Raw genomic sequence first — 16,851 nt, 5'->3', positions numbered from 1 at the left:
ACCATTAAAATTTAAAGTTATATGTTACGGAGGGAACAATGCCAAAGATAGATGTCCTTAATGCTTCATTGTTTGAAGTATCTTCATTTCTTCCAAAGCTTATAGATGCAGCATTTTTTCGATTGTATACATTGTAAATGCCAAAAACCCATTGCGATTGAAGTTTTCTTCGTTTATTCTTTCTTGGCGTTAATGTAGCTGCGATATCTAACCGATGATAGCTAGGAAGGCGTTGTTTGTTGCGTTCCCCATAAATGGGGATGCTTAGGTCTTGGTATTCGTAATTACCAATGGGGTAGTTGGTGGGTTGCCCTGTTTGAAAAATTAAATTACTAGTAAAACTCCATTTTTCATTTAAATCATAACTTGTGTTTAAGGATACGTCATGGGTTTTATCAAAGCTTGTCGTATACCACTTGCCATTATTGATTCCGGTTTCCAAAGCGGTTCTTCCAGGTGTTTTTTGTTCAGATCTAGAAAAGGTATAGGATAGCCAACCATTAAAATTACCGCCGCTTTTTTTAAGCATAAACTCTAAGCCATACGCTCTCATTTTTCCATTTAAAAGCACTTGTTCTATAGCGTCATTTGCAATAAGATTTGCACCGTCTATATAGTCAATTCTGTTTTTTACATTTTTATAAAATGCTTCTGTCTCAAAGGAATAATCTGAGTTTTTTAAATTTTTAAAATATCCAATTGCAAATTGATCTAATATTTGAGGTTGAATAAACTTGCCACTTGGTGCCCAAACATCCAATGGGGTAGGAGAGCTTGTATTGGATAATAAATGAAGATATTGCGCCATGTGATTATAACTGGCTTTTACTGAATTTAAATCATTTATTGCGTAAGAAAGTGCTAGTCTGGGTTCTAGGTTGTTAAAGCTGGCAATTTGAGCATCTCGCTCAAAACGTTCAATACCAATAGGTTCTGCGCTTTCATATATTTGGAAATCGGAATTAAAATCAACAGCTTGGTCATTTTCATATATAAATAGCTTCTCTTGTCCTAACCTAATAAAGTTACTCCAACGCAAGCCGTATTGAAGGGTGATGTTTTTTGTTACCTTATGTTCTGCATCAATATAAGCGGCAAATTCATTTGCGTATTTGTTTATTAATTCCCTAGGTGTAATCCCTGAATCACTTCTATTGGGTTCTATTTCACCAGGATTAAACCTGTAATAGGTGTTGTTAACACCGTAATTCAATTTTAAATCATTGGAGATATAATGTTTAAAATCATATTTTACATTAAAATTCTGAATCCCGGAATTCCATTTAAAGCCAACAAAATCCAGTTCCAGCCCATAGAAGTAATCAGAATATATAAGCGATAGATTGCTGAAAATCTTATCAGAAAATAGGTGATTCCACCGCAGGTTAATTACAGAGTTTCCGTAGGTGTTTACAAAACTATTGGAAATACTAAAAACGTCTCTACCAAAATATCCAGAAACATATAGGTTGTTGTTTTTGTTAAGGCGATAGTTTAATTTGGTATTTAAATCATAAAAATAGGCTTTGTTGTCATTGTCAAATAGTGGTAAAAAAAGGTGAGCATACGAACTACGCCCCGCTAATAGAAAGGCACCTTGGTCTTTTTTTAAAGGACCTTCAAGGAGTAACCTGCTAGATACAATACCAATGCCTCCATTGGCTTTAAATGTTTTACTGTTTCCTTCTTTTTGATAAATATCTAAAACAGAAGAGACTCTGCCTCCATATTTTGCGGGAATTCCGCCTTTGTATAGTTTTAAGTCTTTAATAGCGTCTGGGTTAAAAACCGAAAAGAAACCAAAAAGGTGAGAGGAGTTATAAATGGTAGCCTCGTCTAATAAAATTAAATTTTGGTCTACAGAGCCACCACGTACATTAAAGCCAGAAGCTCCTTCCCCGGCACTTGTTACTCCGGGTAGTAGTAAAATTGATTTTAAGACATCAGCCTCCCCTAAAATAGCAGGAATTTTCTTGATACTACCAGCGGAAAGTGAATTCACGCTCATTTGTGGTTTTCGGATATCTAATTTTTCAATATCTTCCGTAAGGATAATTTCTTCCAATTGTTCTGCCTCTTCTGTAAGTTGAAGATTTAAGGTGGTGTCTTTGGTTAAGTTAATCGTCTTAATAATTTCCTTAAATCCAATAGAACTTATACTAATTTGGTAACTGCCTTGAGGAAGTGTGATGGAGTAAAATCCATATTCGTTTGTGATAACCCCCGCTTGTAGTTCGGGTATTGCTATAGTTACGCCAATTAAGGTTTCATTACTTGCGGCGTCAGAAACGGTTCCATACAATGTGAATTTCTCTTGCCCTATTAGGGTTTGTAGGGTGCATAGGAGGCTAAGAAAAAACCAGACAAGAGGTCTGTTCATAAAATTGGGTTTTTGTAAAAGTAATCCCTTTTTTTTCGACTAGAGAATAGTTAACATTTTTTTAAAAGAAAAGTCCTTTCAAATGAATGAAAAGACTTTTCTTTTAGACTGTTAATTATAGGTAAAAACTACAATTGATCTATAATACTATTAAAGGTTTTGCTTGGTCGCATAGCAGCTGCTAAAATAGTAGCATTGGGCATATAATAACCGCCTATATCTACCTTAGAACCCTGTGCATTGTTTAGCTCTTCAATAATTTTGGTTGTGTTTTCTAATAAATCTGCATACACTTTTTTGAATTTCGATTGTAATTCTGGGCTTTTTGTTTGGGTGGCTAATGCCTCTGCCCAATATAGTGCCAAATAAAAATGACTTCCTCTGTTGTCTAATTCGTTTACCTTTCTAGAAGGTGATTTATCATTTAATAAGAATTTTTCGGTAGCATCACCAAGTGCTTCTGCCAATACCAAAGTGTTTTTATCCTTATTTTTTTCACCTTCATACTCCAAAGAAACTTCTAAGGCTAAAAACTCACCGAGTGAATCCCAACGTAAATGTCCTTCTTCCATAAATTGTTGAACATGTTTGGGGGCAGAACCTCCAGCACCGGTTTCAAACAAACCGCCACCGTTCATTAGGGGAACAATAGAAAGCATTTTGGCACTAGTACCAACCTCTAAAATAGGAAATAAATCTGTTAAATAATCTCGAAGTACATTCCCCGATACAGAAATAGTGTCTTTGCCATCTTTCAATCTAGCTAAGGTAAATTCTGTTGCTTTTAAAGGGGATAAAATATGAATTTCTAAACCACTAATGTCATGGTTGGGTAAATAGGTATTTACTTTTTTGATTAATTCAATATCATGAGCTCTTTCATCGTCCAGCCAAAAAATAGCAGGTATATTGGTTGCTCTTGCTCTAGAAACAGCTAATTTAACCCAGTCTTGTATTGGAGCATCTTTCACCTGGCACATTCTCCAAATATCTCCTTTTTCAACCCTGTGCTCTATTATTACGGTATTGTTAGCATCTATTACTTGTACAACGCCATCAGAATCAATCTCAAAAGTTTTGTCATGAGAACCGTACTCTTCTGCTTTTTGAGCCATTAAACCAACATTAGGTACAGTGCCCATCGTGGTAGGATCAAAAGCGCCATGTTCTTTACAGAAGTCAATAGTAGCGCTATAAATAGCAGCATAGCTGCTATCTGGAATTACAGCTTTAGTATCTTGAGATTTTCCTTCTGCATTCCACATTTTCCCTGAATTACGAATCATTGCAGGCATAGAAGCATCTATAATAACATCACTAGGTACGTGTAGGTTGGTAATTCCTTTGTCTGAATTTACCATAGCCAAATCTGGGCCGTTTGCAATGGCTTTTGCTATTTCCGACTTAATTTCCTCACCATTAGGTAAATTATTTAACTTGTTCAATAAGGTTTCCAAACCATTGTTAGAGCCAATACCATTTGCTTCAAATATTTTACCGTATTTTTTAAATACATCTGAAAAGAAAACTTCTACCGCATGACCAAAAATAATGGGGTCAGATACTTTCATCATTGTTGCTTTCATATGTAACGAAAACAAAACTCCCGCATCTTTAGCTTCCTTTATTTGTTCCTGTAAAAAAGCGATAAGTGCCTTTTTACTCATAACAGTAGCATCAATAATTTCACCAGGAAGTAAAGAGATTTTTTCTTTAAGAATAATTTTAGTTCCATCCTTTTTAACCAATACAACATTTACATCAGTTGCCGTTGCCAGGGTGACAGATTTTTCATTGGCTTTAAAGTCTCCAGAAGACATTGTTGCTACATGAGACTTAGAGTCTGCACTCCAGGCACCCATAGAGTGTGGATTAGCTTTTGCGTAATTTTTTACGGCTTTGGGGGCTCTTCTGTCCGAGTTGCCTTCACGTAGTACTGGGTTTACAGCACTCCCTTTAATTTTGTCATATCGAACCTTTATTTCTTTTTCTTGTGCATCCTTAGGCTCGTCAGGATAACTAGGAATAGCATACCCTTTGGATTGTAGTTCTTCTATTGCTTCTTTAAGTTGAGGGATAGAAGCGCTAATATTTGGAAGTTTAATAATATTGGCCGTCGGACTTTTTGCTAATTCTCCTAACTGAGCCAAGGCATCTTCTATTTGTTGCTCTTTGGTCAAGAAATCTGGAAAAACAGCCAAAATACGTGCTGCTAAAGAGATGTCTTTCGTTTCTATTTTTATTCCACTACTTTTTGTAAAGGCTTGTACTATGGGTAAAAAGGATTGCGTTGCTAAAGAAGGAGCTTCGTCCGTTTTGGTGTAGATTATTTTAGGCATATTAAAACTTGATTATATATATTTTAAGCAGAGCAAATATACAATTTTAAGATTGCTTACATAATACATATGTTTTAAAAATAACGGCCTTTATACGATAATGCGATAAAAATTTAAATAACAAAAGCCATATCATTGTAATATATACATTGATATGGCTTTTAGAAACAATCTTTTAACTTTTTGTTTTGTTACTGGAACAAAACGGCAACCATTGATTGCATTAAATTTTTGTTTCTACGTTTAAAACACAGAACATACTGTAGTTTAGTAACAAAGCTATGTTTGTGTCTCTTCTTGTTGCTACTTTTTAGTTAAATGTACTTCTACAATTGAAATAAAAAGCTTACTGTTAAATTTTATCAACTCAAGGTAAGCCTACTTGTTAAAGTAATTAAGCATGTGCATTAATTAGTTTATATGAGGTCTTGCAACAATATAAAGAACGTGACTTTATAATAATTTGATAAAAGTTCAAACCATAAAATGATTCCTTTATCAAATCATACTCCAATGTAGTAATAAATTAAGTGATAAGCAAAAACTTTAACATATTCCTTTGTTTGGAGCTTGTTTGTTGTTGATGTAGCAAATAGGGAGTATAAAAAAAGCCTACCAAAGGGTAGGCTTTTTTATTTGGAATAAGGAGACGTAAATTAGTTACGTACTTCTTTAATTTTAGCTTTTTTACCAGTAAGACCTCTAAAGTAGAAAATACGAGCTCTACGTACTTTACCTTTCTTATTGATTTCAATTTTTTGTAGTGCAGGTAAATTTACAGGAAAAATACGCTCAACACCTATAGTACCAGACATTTTACGGATCGTAAAAGTTTCAGTAGCACCGCTACCTCTTCTTTGAATTACAACACCTCTAAAGAACTGAGTACGAGTTTTTTCACCTTCCTTAATTTCGTAGTATACTGTAATTGTATCACCAGCAGAGAATTTTGGAAAATCTTTTTTTGGAACAAATTCGTCTTCAACAAATTTAATTAATGCTTCCATCTTGTTTATTTATTTATATAAGTTTATTAAAATCAACAGTTCACGGATTTCGCCAGAGGTTAATTTAAATCGAGTGCAAAAATACGTTATTAATTATATTAAGCAAGATTTAAATAATATATTTTACTATTAATCTCAAGTTAAGACGCTTTTTTTAGCTTTAGCATAGCCATTACAAAGCCGATAGCAAAAAGTATAGAGAATAAACACGAAATACTATTTATTGCATAATGTATATAAATTATACGTTCACTATCTAAGCCTACTGTATTTGCTAATGCTGATACTATGGGGTTTGCTAATATACTTAGAAACTGTACTATGCTTCCTATGATCATAAATAGTCCGGCAAGCCCTTTCCTTTTGGTATAGTATAGTATTGCCCCTGCAATAATACCTATGGTTAATAGGCCGTATAAAATAGAGGTTATACCGTAAAGAAGTTGTAAATTATCAATCATTATCAAGTAAGTCTGGTCTTAGTTCCTTGGTTCTTTTATAGGCCTCATCTTCTCGCCATTTTTCAATTTTTGGAAAGTTGCCATTCAACAATACTTCCGGAACCTTTAAACCTTTATAATCGGCTGGTCGTGTATATACCGGTGGGGCTAGTAAATTATCTTGAAACGTATCGGTTAGGGCAGAGGTTTCATTGTTTAAAACTCCAGGAATTAACCGTATTATGGTATCACATAATACTGCAGCTCCTAATTCTCCGCCGGAAAGTACGTAATCTCCAATGGAAATTTCTCTTGTAATTAAGGTGTCTCTTACTCTTTGATCAACACCTTTGTAATGTCCACATAGAATAATGATATTATTGACAAGAGATAAGCTGTTCGCCATTTTTTGATTTAAAGTCTCGCCATCTGGGCTCATGTATATAACTTCATCATAGTCTCGTTCAGACCTTAGTTTAGAAATACATTTGTCTATTGGTTCTATCATCATGACCATACCAGCACCTCCGCCAAATTGATAGTCATCTATTTGGTTGTAGCTTTTGTCTGTATAATCTCTTAAGTTGTGAAAATGGACCGAAACAAGCCCCTTTTCAATGGATCTCTTTAGAATTGAAGCTTCAAAAGGACTCTTTAGTAATTCTGGTAATACCGTAATAATATCTATTCTCATGACTATTTCTTCCCAGCAAAGATACACTAATGATTTTTCAATTGAAGTGGACTAAAAATAAAGTCTATCAGGATTTCCTCCCAATTAAATCCTAGGGTTTTGGAATTCTAATTGATTTATATGTCGCGTAGTTACTGCATTGAACAAAAATCAAGTATCGTTAAAGTGGTGTAAATTTAGTAGGTTTTTGTGGTTTGAATTAAAAAAAAAGCTCCGAGTGGAGCTTTTTTTATTTTTTATGTTTGTTTAGTTCGTCCATTAGTTGCCTGCTTACTTTTTGTTCTCGTTCTAGGGACCTTCTTCTGTGGTCTTCAAACTCAACTTCAAGTTCGGATAAATTGGTCTTCGCCTCCTGTGTTAATACATTGCTTTTTCTAAACTTGTATATGAAAAGCAATAAAAGGATAACCAATCCTCCAATAATAGACCACAACATTAAATTGTATGTAATTTTGGCAACTTGAATGCCTAAGAAAGACATACTGTCTTTTTCTTCGGTAACCGTGGTTAGATTTTTTGTGGTTAAATCTAATTTCTGGTTTAAATCAGTAATTGTTGCTTCGTGCTGATTAATCGTGTTTTTTAATGAAACCTCTGTTTTTCCGTAGGCCGAAAGCGTATCTAATACATTCTCTCTCAGTTTGGTTAAGTACGTAATTTTAACTATTTCATATTTTACGCCAGCAGCTCCCCAATTACCTCCTTTATCAAATACATATTCAAATTGACTATCAATTGTGCCGCTATCTAAAGATAGGGCCTCTTCTTCTTTATCTGCTTCTTGTGCAAATTGGATATTCCATACAAGTAAAGCAATAAATATAGGTAATAGCTTTAAGCCTTTCATATTGTGTTTTTTTAAAATCTTATTGAGTCGGCTAAAGTAATTTAATATTTTCAGATTAGAAAAAAACTCCGTTGAAACTTGACGATTTTTTATGAGTTAATACCTGTAAAAAGCATCAATTTGTGGCATTCAACGAAGTTTTCAAACACATAATCGATTAATAGTAGGTGAATCTTCTAACTTTAGAGATGTATTTTGCTAATCGTATCACTTGATGGGAATAGCCGTATTCATTGTCATACCAGATATACAAAACAATACTTTTACCATCTTTAGATACTATGGTTGCAGGGCTGTCATAGATAGAAGGTGCAGAGGTGCCTACAATATCCGAAGAAACAAGTTCATTGCTTAAAGAATATTTAATTTGCTCTACAAGATCGCCTTCTAAAGCATATTTTTTAAGAATTGTATTTATACTTTCTTTAGATGTTTTATTTTTTACTTCGAGATTTAATATAGCCAAAGAGCCATTGGGAACAGGAACTCTAATGGCATTAGAGCTTAGTTTGCCAGCTAAGCTAGGGATTGCCTTAGAAACAGCTACACCGGCTCCGGTCTCCGTTATCACCATATTTAGAGCAGCTGCCCTGCCACGGCGATACTTGCTGTGCATATTATCTACTAAATTTTGATCGTTAGTATAAGCGTGTATCGTTTCTAAATGCCCTTTTTTAATTCCTAAAGAATCTTCTATAACTTTAAGTATTGGGGTTATAGCGTTTGTAGTACAGGATGCTGCCGAGAATATTTTTATGGTATCAGGATCGTATTCCAAATGGTTTACACCGTGTACAATATTAGGAACTTCTTTTCCCGGGGCCGTTAACAATACCCGAGACGCTCCTTTCGATTCTAAGTGTCTGCTCAATGCTTTTTTGTCTCTAAAAGCCCCGGTGTTGTCAATGACCAACGCACTAATAATTCCATATTTTGTATAATCTATATCTTCTGGTTTTTCTGCAGAGATAATATGCACTGTTGTCCCATTTATAAGTAAAGCGCTATTTTTCAAATCTACATCAATGGTTCCTGTAAATTTCCCGTGAACAGAATCTGTTCGTAAAAGGCTCGCTCTTTTCTCTAAAACATCTTGGGTTATAGGGCCTCTGGTAACTATAGCTCTTAACCGTAATTGATTTCCTTTCCCGGTTTTAGCCATCAATTCTCTAGCAACCAATCTACCTATTCTTCCAAAACCATAAAGGATCACATCTTTCGGTTTTATACCAGCAACCCCATTTGCATCTTTTAGTTTGTCAAGGACAAATGCTTTAACATTTCCGTAATTATTCGTATCGGCATGGTATTCATAGGTTAATTTACCAATATCTAATTTTGCAGGCGGCAATTTAATATCGTTTATAGCTCTTAATATTTCTACAGAGTCAAAAATTGAAATCGGTTTTTGTACAAATTCTCCCGCATATTCATGCAAGTTAATAATGTCACTAACATTTTTATCGATGATTTGATTTTTGAATAGAACAACTTCAATTGATTTGTCATACCAAAGATTACTGACAATTTTTATGAACTCTGTAGTGGCTTTTCTACGGTCTGCTTGAAAAGCTAATTCTTTTTCATAGGACGTATTGGAACTCATTAAATAGAATTTAAATGATTAGTTTTTTGCAAAAGTACTATATTTCAAACGTTTTCGTAAGTGGTTTAAAAAAAAATGCAGATTTTTAAAAAATCTGCATTTTTTTTAAATTAGAGCATTTCTTATTGGAAAATAAGGCGTTCTCTTTCTCCTTTTTCATTGACCATAGTAATACTCGTATATTCATACTTACTTATGGAGCCAAATAGGTTTTTAGCATCGTAAATATTATTTATTTCAGTTTTTCCAACAGCGATAAGGACCTTGCCTTCTAGGTTGTACATGCTGTGTACTTCTGGAACACCAATGATTTTGACACCTTTTTTTGTCTTAAACTTTTTCTTGTCCTTTTCATTTAGGTTTTTTACCGTAAACCCTAGAGGAGGTGGAAGGTTGATGGTTTGTCTTTCTTTGAGGACAACAGGCGTTGAAAGTTCTTCTTTTTCTCGTACATACGCTACAGAAATAGTATCTCCTGGCCTTTTCGTCGATAAATACCCGGTTAAGTCTGCAAATCGGTGTATTTTAATTTCATCCATTTGCTTTATAATATCCCCTTCTTGCAGTCCTGCATCAAAAGCGCCCGAATCTTCCATTACTTCGTCAACATAAACTCCGTCAATGTCATTTAAGCCTTTTTGAAATGCAAATTCAGAATTTATTGGTGGCGTTGTTATGCCTAAAATACCATCTAAAACACTCCCGTACTCTATGATATCATCCACTACTTTTTTCGCAATATTACTTGGTACAGCAAAGGAATAGCCTATATAAGAACCCGTTCTAGAACTAATGGCAGTGTTGATTCCTATAAGATTGCCATTGGTGTTTACCAAGGCGCCACCGCTATTTCCCGGGTTCACCGCGGCATCCGTTTGTATAAACGATTGGTTTTTACCCATATCCAAGTTTCTGGCTTTGGCACTAATAATACCAGCAGTTACCGTAGAGGTTAGGTTAAAGGGGTTGCCAACGGCTAAAACCCATTCCCCAACTTTAGCATTGTTACTGTCTCCAAAAGCCAAATATGGTAATTTTATTTTTGCATCTATTTTTAATAAGGCGATGTCTGTATTTGGATCTGTGCCCACCAATTCTGCAACATACGTTTTATTGTTGTTCAGGGTAATTTGTAAATGCGTTGCATTGGCAATTACGTGGTTATTGGTGACAATATATCCGTCTTCGGAAATAATGACCCCAGATCCTGTACCTATTTGTGGTTCTACACTGGCACTAGGACCATAAAAAAACTTTAAAACACGGTTTTGCTCTTGATTTATGGATACGTTTTTAACGTGTACCACAGCATTTACAGTTTTCTCAGCAGCAGCAGTGAAATCTACTTCGTTAATGCCTGCTCCCTTATAGGACACGGGAGTGTTACTGGTTGTAAAAACTGAGGAATCAGTCTCTTGGGCTATAATGTGAAAATTTTCCTTCTCAAAAAATAATTTATAGGCTCCTAATGTAATGACACCAGCAAGGACTGAAACGGCTAGTAAGCTTGTTATTTTTTTCATAATCATTCAATATATTAACATTAATTACTGTAAAATTATAATTTTTATATTTCATAAGGTTCAATTTAACGTCATTTTAACTGCCAAAAAAACCTTAACAAATTATATCTTTGTCATTATGCAAATTACTTTTTATAAATATCAGGGAACAGGGAATGATTTTGTCATGATTGATAATAGATCTTTAAAATTCCCGAAACAAAATACAAAGTTAATCAATTCTTTGTGTGATCGTAGATTTGGCGTTGGTGCAGATGGATTAATTCTTTTGGAAAATGATGATTCAGTAGATTTTAAAATGGTGTATTACAATGCCGATGGTAATGAGAGTAGTATGTGTGGCAATGGAGGAAGGTGTCTTGTTGCTTTTGCCAGCTTTTTAGGCGTAATTAAAGATAAAACTACATTTACTGCAGTAGACGGATTGCATAATGCTACAATTGCAAAAGATATCGTTAGCCTTCAAATGATAGATGTTGAAAACATTAAGGAAAAAGAGAATTACTCCTTTTTAAACACAGGTTCACCACACCATGTGCAATTGGTGAAAAATATTGATACATTTCATGTTTTTGAAGAAGGTAAAAAGTTAAGATACGGTTTGTACGGAGCCTCCGGAAGTAATATTAATTTTGTGGAAGAGACTAGTAGTGGTTTTGCGGTAAGGACCTATGAGAGGGGAGTAGAAGATGAAACGCTGTCTTGTGGAACTGGGGTAACGGCCGTTGCTCTGGCAATGTATAACAGCGGAAAAACAAAAGCAACCAGAATACCTATTAAAGCAATGGGGGGTAATTTAGAAATAAGTTTTGAACCCACTGATAGGGGTTATACAAATATATTTTTAATAGGAGCTGCAAAGCAAGTTTTTAAAGGAGAGATAACATGTTAAAGTTACAAGGGGAACATATTTATTTGCGTGCCATAGAGCCAACCGACTTGGATTTTTTATATGAGTTAGAGAATAATACGTCTATTTGGGAGATTAGTGGAACCACTGCTCCTTATTCCAAACAGATTTTAGAGTTGTATTTGAGAAATGCCTATAAGGATATTTATGAAGCCAAACAATTGCGCTTGTGTATTTGTGATATTACCGATACGGTGATTGGCTTGATAGATTTGTTTGATTTTGACCCAGCTAATAAAAAAGTAGGATTGGGGATTATTGTATCCGAGAAAAAGAATAGAAATAAAGGTATTGGGACAGAGGCGCTAAGTTTGGTTTGTGATTATGCTTTTAATATACTTGATGCGCATCAGGTATATGCTAATGTAATCGTTTCTAATACAGCCAGTATTCACCTGTTTGAAAAATTAAATTTTAAAGCAGTTGGAGTTAAAAAGGACTGGATTTTTGCACATGGGGCATTCAAGGATGAAATATTATATCAAAAGATAAATAACTAATGTATATAAAGAGAATAATAATAGCTGTATTGTTGCTAGGTATAGTGGCTTGTGCTGTGTTTGCTTATATGGTATACGGTGTGTTTTTTACACCCAATACAAGTTTCAATAATGAAACAGCTTATATTTATGTAAAATCTAATGATGATTTTAATAGCGTAAAAGCTTATGTACAACCCCTTCTTAAAAATGTGGATGATTTTGAGGCAACTGCAGAACGAAAAGGATATACTTCTAATGTAAAGGCAGGCAAGTATGGAATTAAAAAGGGAATGAATAATAATGAGATTGTCAATGCCTTACGCAGTACTAACATTCCAGTGAAAGTTTCTTTTAATAATCAAGAAACAGTAGCTGATTTAGCCGGCAGAATTGCGGCTCAAATTGAAGCGGACAGTGTTTCTTTGTTAACTGCATTTACGGATGTCGACTTTTTAAAGGAAAATAATTTTACTGCAACTAGTAAATTAGCGTTGTATATACCTAATAGTTATGAGTTTTTCTGGAATACTTCCGCTGAAAAGTTTCGCGATAAAATGTTGAAGGAGTACCATCGGTTTTGGAATGACCAACGACTAGAAAAAGCTAAGGCGTTAAATTTAAGTGCTGTTGAGGTTATTACGTTGGCGTCTATAGTGCATAAAGAGACCGCTAAGGTAGATGAGCGACCAAGGGTAGCCGGCGTGTATTTAAATAGACTTAGAACAGGAATGTTGTTGCAGGCAGACCCAACCGTTATTTATGCTTTAAAATTACACCAAGGCAATTTTAACCAGGTCATTAAAAGAGTATTGTACAAGGATCTCGAATTAGATTCCCCTTACAATACGTATAAATATGCTGGTTTACCTCCAGGACCTATAGCAATGCCTGATATATCGGCCATTGACGCAGTGTTAAGCCCTGAAAAACATGGGTATTACTATTTTGTTGCAAACGTTGAAAATTTTGGATATCACAAGTTTGCAAAGACTTTAGTGCAACATAACCGAAATAAGCAACAATATATCCGATGGATAAACGAGCAAAAAATTAATAGATAGGTAATTTAACTGTTAATTCTTACAAGATATCCAAAAAAACGCATCTTTTATACATTTTTAACATTAGGGTCTCAAAAACACCTCTAACTTTGCAGCGAGAAATTTAAGCAAACTGAAGTATTTTAATACTGCGACTGTAAGTCTTAAGAAATAAAACTATATGAGAAAGTGGATTAGTACATTAATCCCCGTTATCATGATATTTATTTTAACAAGTTTTAGTTACAATATAATGGAGCCGTTGGTAGCCATTGAGGAAGTGCCTAGATTGCTTAAGATAAATGAACCTACTGAAGTTTTACACCCCAAATGTGAAACTGACATAATAAATGATGTTGCACCTATTGTTACTCCGCCGTTTTTAGGAGAAACTTATATAGGATTTAGAGAAGCTCTTGCTTTTAAAGAGTCTCAAGGCGATTATTTTGTTACAAACGATTTTGGATATATTGGTAAATATCAGTTTGGAGCAGAAACCTTGCAATTAATGGGAGTAACCAATATAACTTCCTTTCTAGTCAATCCAATTTTACAGGAGAAAGTATTTTTCGCTAATTTATCTAGAAACAAATGGATATTGCGTAAAGATATTAAGCGTTTTGCTGGACGTAAAATTGCGGGTTTAGATATCACTGAATCGGGGATGCTAGCTGCAGCCCATTTGGCCGGTGCAGGAAACGTTAAAAAGTTTTTGCGGTCTAGAGGGGGGCATACTGTAAAAGATGCATATGGTTCTAGCTTAAGCTACTATATGAAAATTTTTGCGGGCTATGATGTTTCTGTGGTAAAAGCGATAAGAAAACCTAAAATATTATAATATTACACTTTGAAAATGAGTAATCCCTAGTAAAGAATGTTTTGCTAGGGTTTTTTTATGCTTGAAAAATAAATATTGTGGGCCTTTTACTTAGATCCAAAGCAATCTTTTTCCATTCTGCGATGGTGTTTGTCGCTATTTGCTCAGAGGCAAGAGTGATGTCTGTGGCAATACACAACAGTGTCTGATTGGACAATGTCTTCAGGAACTCAGCTAATAATTTTTCGTTTCTATAGGGGGTTTCAATAAAAATTTGAGATTGATTTAAATCTTTAGAAATACGTTCCATTCTTTTAATAGTAGATTTCCTTTCGTTAGAATCTATGGGTAAATATCCGTTAAAAGCGAAACTTTGACCATTTAATCCGCTAGCCATAAGCGCTAGGAAAATGGAGGATGGTCCAACTAGAGGTACTACTTGTATCTTTTTCTGATGGGCAATTTTAACCACATCGGCACCGGGATCTGCAATACCTGGACAGCCTGCTTCGGAAATTATTCCAATATTCTTTCCTTCAAAACAAGGATCTAGAAAACTAGGAAGTAATAAGGGATCGGTAAATTTATTTATTAATTCAATATGTAAACTAGGTTGCGATTTGCCAGAGCTTATTTTTTTTATAAACCGGCGAGCAGATTTTTCATTCTCAACAATATAGTAATCTATGTTTTCAATGGCTCGTTTTATGGAAATGGGTAATACTTCCAAGGGTTCATTATCCCCCAATGTGGTAGGTATTAAGTATACTTTGCCTAAAGTTGTAGCGCTATTATTCATTGCTTTGTGTCATTTGTTTGGCTATTTTAGAACACGCCTTGTCAATGAGGTTGTAGACATTTTCAAATTCTATTTCCCCGCCATGATAAGGATCTGGTACTTGACTGATACCGAGCTCCACTTCGTTTAAGAGCAGTCTTACCTTTGCACTTTCTACTTTGTTTTTGGCTTGAGTGATAATATTGGCATAATTGCTTTTGTCCATAGCGTAAATAACGTCAAACGTTTCAAAATCGCTTTTGGTAAATAGGCGACACAATTGTTGACTAATATCTATCCCATTCTTTTTTGCAACCGCAATAGATCTTTTATCTGGTGGACTTCCAATGTGGTACCCCGCGGTTCCAGCAGAATCTACAGTACAAAAATCTGGTGATACCTTACTTTTAAGAATACCTTCAGCCAATGGGGACCTGCAGATATTTCCTAGGCAAACCATTAGAATTTTTGTTTTCATCTTAAAAATTAGGAGAATTTTTTAGTAAGGTCGTCTATGTATTTGCGAAACTGCTTGTCCGTTTCTGCTAAATTATCAACGGTCTTACAAGCGTGTAAAACGGTAGCGTGGTCTCTTTTGCCAATTTGAGATCCGATACTTGCCAAAGAGGCTTTCGTAAATCTTTTGGCAAAAAACATAGCCAATTGTCTCGCTTGTACTATATGTCTTTTTCTTGTCTTAGATTGTAAGGTAGAAACATCCATTTCAAAATAATCGGAGACTACCTTTTGTATGTAGTCTATAGATACTTCTCTTTTGGTGTTTTTAACAAATTTTTCTACAACTTGCTGTGCTAGCTCTAGGGTGATTTCTTTTTTATTGAAGGAAGATTGCGCAATTAATGAAATAACAGCACCTTCTAATTCCCGTATGTTTGATTTAATGTTCTTTGCAACATAATCTATGATGTCATCAGGCATTTCTACCCCATCTCTATACAATTTATTTTTTAAAATAGAGATTCTAGTTTCGTAATCCGGAGTTTGTAATTCTGCAGATAAGCCCCATTTAAAACGAGATAATAAGCGTTGCTCTATATCTTGCATGTCTACAGGTGCCTTGTCTGATGTTAAGATAACTTGCTTTCCGTTTTGATGTAAATGATTGAAAATATGGAAGAAAACATCTTGAGTTCCTGATTTTCCTGATAAAAATTGAACATCATCAATAATTAAAATATCAATTAATTGATAAAAGTGAATAAAATCATTCCTCGTATTTTTCTTAACAGACTCTATGTATTGTTGGGTAAATTTTTCAGCAGAAATGTATAAAACAGTCCGTTCAGGGTATTTGTCTTTAATTTCAACACCAATAGCGTGTGCCAAATGTGTTTTACCTAAGCCAACACCGCCAAAGATTAAAAGTGGATTAAAAGAGGTGCCACCAGGTTTATTAGCAACAGCCATTCCGGCAGATCTTGCCAGTCTATTAGAATCACCTTCTAAAAAGTTGTCGAAATTATAATTCGGATTAAGCTGAGATTCAATTTTTATATTCCGAATCCCTGGAATAACAAACGGATTTCTTAATTCTGGGTTTTTAGACTTTATAGGTACATCCAATTCTTGTGCAGAAACCGTGCTTCTGTTAGAGCTTGGAATTCGCTCTGTAAAAGGTTCTCGATTACCGTAAGTGTTTTCCATTTTAATGATGTACACCAATTTGGCATTTTCACCTAATTCTTTGGTAAGGGAAACTTTTAAGAGTTTTACATAGTGTTCTTCTAACCATTCGTAGAAAAATTTACTAGGTACTTGTACACTTAAAGAATTATCTGATAATTTAACCGGTTTTATTGGCTCAAACCATGTTTTGAATGCTTGTGGTTGAATGTTGTCTTTGATAAAAGACAAACAATTATTCCATACTGATTCTGCAGTAACACCCATTATTAAATTATCTTTTTTTTTGGTTAGTATTGTGTGTTCGTTTTAGAGAAAACAATAATTTTGTTCCTTCTAATTGG

Annotated in this window: 15 protein-coding genes; 4 read left to right on the top strand and 11 right to left on the bottom strand. The window is 34.6% G+C overall.

Going from position 1 to position 16,851, the window contains the following annotated elements:
* Nucleotides 1-4: 4 nt before the first annotated feature.
* The 8 genes from MWU65_RS08510 to MWU65_RS08475 all read right to left on the bottom strand — a co-directional run bounded on the left by MWU65_RS08510 (nucleotide 5) and on the right by MWU65_RS08475 (nucleotide 10,836).
* On the bottom strand, nucleotides 5-2,380 hold the full coding sequence (locus MWU65_RS08510; protein ID WP_247076983.1) for a TonB-dependent receptor: 2,376 nt from the start codon (nucleotides 2,378-2,380) through the stop codon (nucleotides 5-7).
* 128 nt (nucleotides 2,381-2,508) lie between these two features.
* Nucleotides 2,509-4,719: an NADP-dependent isocitrate dehydrogenase gene (locus MWU65_RS08505; protein ID WP_247076981.1), complete on the bottom strand. Its 2,211-nt coding sequence runs from the start codon at nucleotides 4,717-4,719 to the stop codon at nucleotides 2,509-2,511.
* 656 nt (nucleotides 4,720-5,375) lie between these two features.
* Complete coding sequence (gene rplS / locus MWU65_RS08500) at nucleotides 5,376-5,726, bottom strand: 50S ribosomal protein L19 (protein WP_247076979.1); 351 nt, start codon at nucleotides 5,724-5,726, stop codon at nucleotides 5,376-5,378.
* A gap of 140 nt (nucleotides 5,727-5,866) precedes the next feature.
* Nucleotides 5,867-6,187: a hypothetical protein gene (locus MWU65_RS08495; protein ID WP_247076977.1), complete on the bottom strand. Its 321-nt coding sequence runs from the start codon at nucleotides 6,185-6,187 to the stop codon at nucleotides 5,867-5,869.
* Nucleotides 6,180-6,860: a tRNA (guanosine(37)-N1)-methyltransferase TrmD gene (trmD, locus tag MWU65_RS08490; RefSeq protein ID WP_247076975.1), complete on the bottom strand. Its 681-nt coding sequence runs from the start codon at nucleotides 6,858-6,860 to the stop codon at nucleotides 6,180-6,182. Before trmD ends, MWU65_RS08495 begins: the two co-directional genes overlap by 8 nt.
* Before the next feature lie 229 nt (nucleotides 6,861-7,089).
* Nucleotides 7,090-7,707, bottom strand: a complete 618-nt coding sequence (locus tag MWU65_RS08485; protein WP_247076973.1) for a tRNA (guanine-N1)-methyltransferase — start codon at nucleotides 7,705-7,707, stop codon at nucleotides 7,090-7,092.
* Nucleotides 7,708-7,864: 157 nt separating this feature from the next.
* The gene (locus tag MWU65_RS08480) at nucleotides 7,865-9,313 is read right to left on the bottom strand and encodes a glyceraldehyde-3-phosphate dehydrogenase (protein WP_247076971.1); all 1,449 of its coding nucleotides are present in this window, start codon (nucleotides 9,311-9,313) and stop codon (nucleotides 7,865-7,867) included.
* A gap of 122 nt (nucleotides 9,314-9,435) precedes the next feature.
* Nucleotides 9,436-10,836 (bottom strand): trypsin-like peptidase domain-containing protein, encoded by a 1,401-nt coding sequence (locus MWU65_RS08475; protein WP_247076968.1) that lies wholly within the window; start codon nucleotides 10,834-10,836, stop codon nucleotides 9,436-9,438.
* Nucleotides 10,837-10,954: 118 nt separating this feature from the next.
* Between MWU65_RS08475 and dapF the strand changes: the two genes are divergently transcribed.
* The 4 genes from dapF (at nucleotide 10,955) to MWU65_RS08455 (ending at nucleotide 14,106) form a co-directional block, all read left to right on the top strand.
* A complete protein-coding gene (gene dapF / locus MWU65_RS08470) occupies nucleotides 10,955-11,728 on the top strand; it encodes a diaminopimelate epimerase (protein WP_247076966.1) in 774 nt (257 codons plus the stop codon).
* On the top strand, nucleotides 11,722-12,246 hold the full coding sequence (locus tag MWU65_RS08465) for a GNAT family protein (RefSeq protein WP_247076964.1): 525 nt from the start codon (nucleotides 11,722-11,724) through the stop codon (nucleotides 12,244-12,246). Before dapF ends, MWU65_RS08465 begins: the two co-directional genes overlap by 7 nt.
* Nucleotides 12,246-13,289 carry an endolytic transglycosylase MltG gene (mltG, locus tag MWU65_RS08460; RefSeq protein ID WP_247076962.1) on the top strand — a complete coding sequence of 348 codons (1,044 nt, stop codon included), beginning with the start codon at nucleotides 12,246-12,248 and terminating at the stop codon, nucleotides 13,287-13,289. Before MWU65_RS08465 ends, mltG begins: the two co-directional genes overlap by 1 nt.
* Before the next feature lie 160 nt (nucleotides 13,290-13,449).
* Complete coding sequence (locus tag MWU65_RS08455; protein ID WP_247076959.1) at nucleotides 13,450-14,106, top strand: hypothetical protein; 657 nt, start codon at nucleotides 13,450-13,452, stop codon at nucleotides 14,104-14,106.
* 55 nt (nucleotides 14,107-14,161) lie between these two features.
* Here the strand turns inward: MWU65_RS08455 and MWU65_RS08450 are convergent, their stop codons facing one another.
* The 3 genes from MWU65_RS08450 to dnaA are packed head-to-tail and all read right to left on the bottom strand — an operon-like array spanning nucleotide 14,162 to nucleotide 16,774.
* Entirely contained in the window at nucleotides 14,162-14,884 is a 723-nt protein-coding gene (locus MWU65_RS08450) for an SAM-dependent methyltransferase (RefSeq protein ID WP_247076957.1), read from the bottom strand.
* Nucleotides 14,877-15,341: a low molecular weight protein-tyrosine-phosphatase gene (locus MWU65_RS08445; protein WP_247076955.1), complete on the bottom strand. Its 465-nt coding sequence runs from the start codon at nucleotides 15,339-15,341 to the stop codon at nucleotides 14,877-14,879. The genes MWU65_RS08450 and MWU65_RS08445 overlap by 8 nt, the downstream gene beginning before the upstream one ends.
* An 8-nt stretch (nucleotides 15,342-15,349) precedes the next feature.
* Nucleotides 15,350-16,774, bottom strand: coding sequence for a chromosomal replication initiator protein DnaA (dnaA, locus tag MWU65_RS08440; RefSeq protein WP_247076953.1), 1,425 nt, complete (start codon nucleotides 16,772-16,774; stop codon nucleotides 15,350-15,352).
* Between the last annotated feature and the right edge of the window lie 77 nt (nucleotides 16,775-16,851).

Origin of the sequence: Cellulophaga sp. F20128 (assembly GCF_023015805.1) — a bacterium.
In the GTDB taxonomy this organism is placed as follows: domain Bacteria; phylum Bacteroidota; class Bacteroidia; order Flavobacteriales; family Flavobacteriaceae; genus Cellulophaga.
This window is presented reverse-complemented; position numbering and strand designations above follow the sequence as displayed.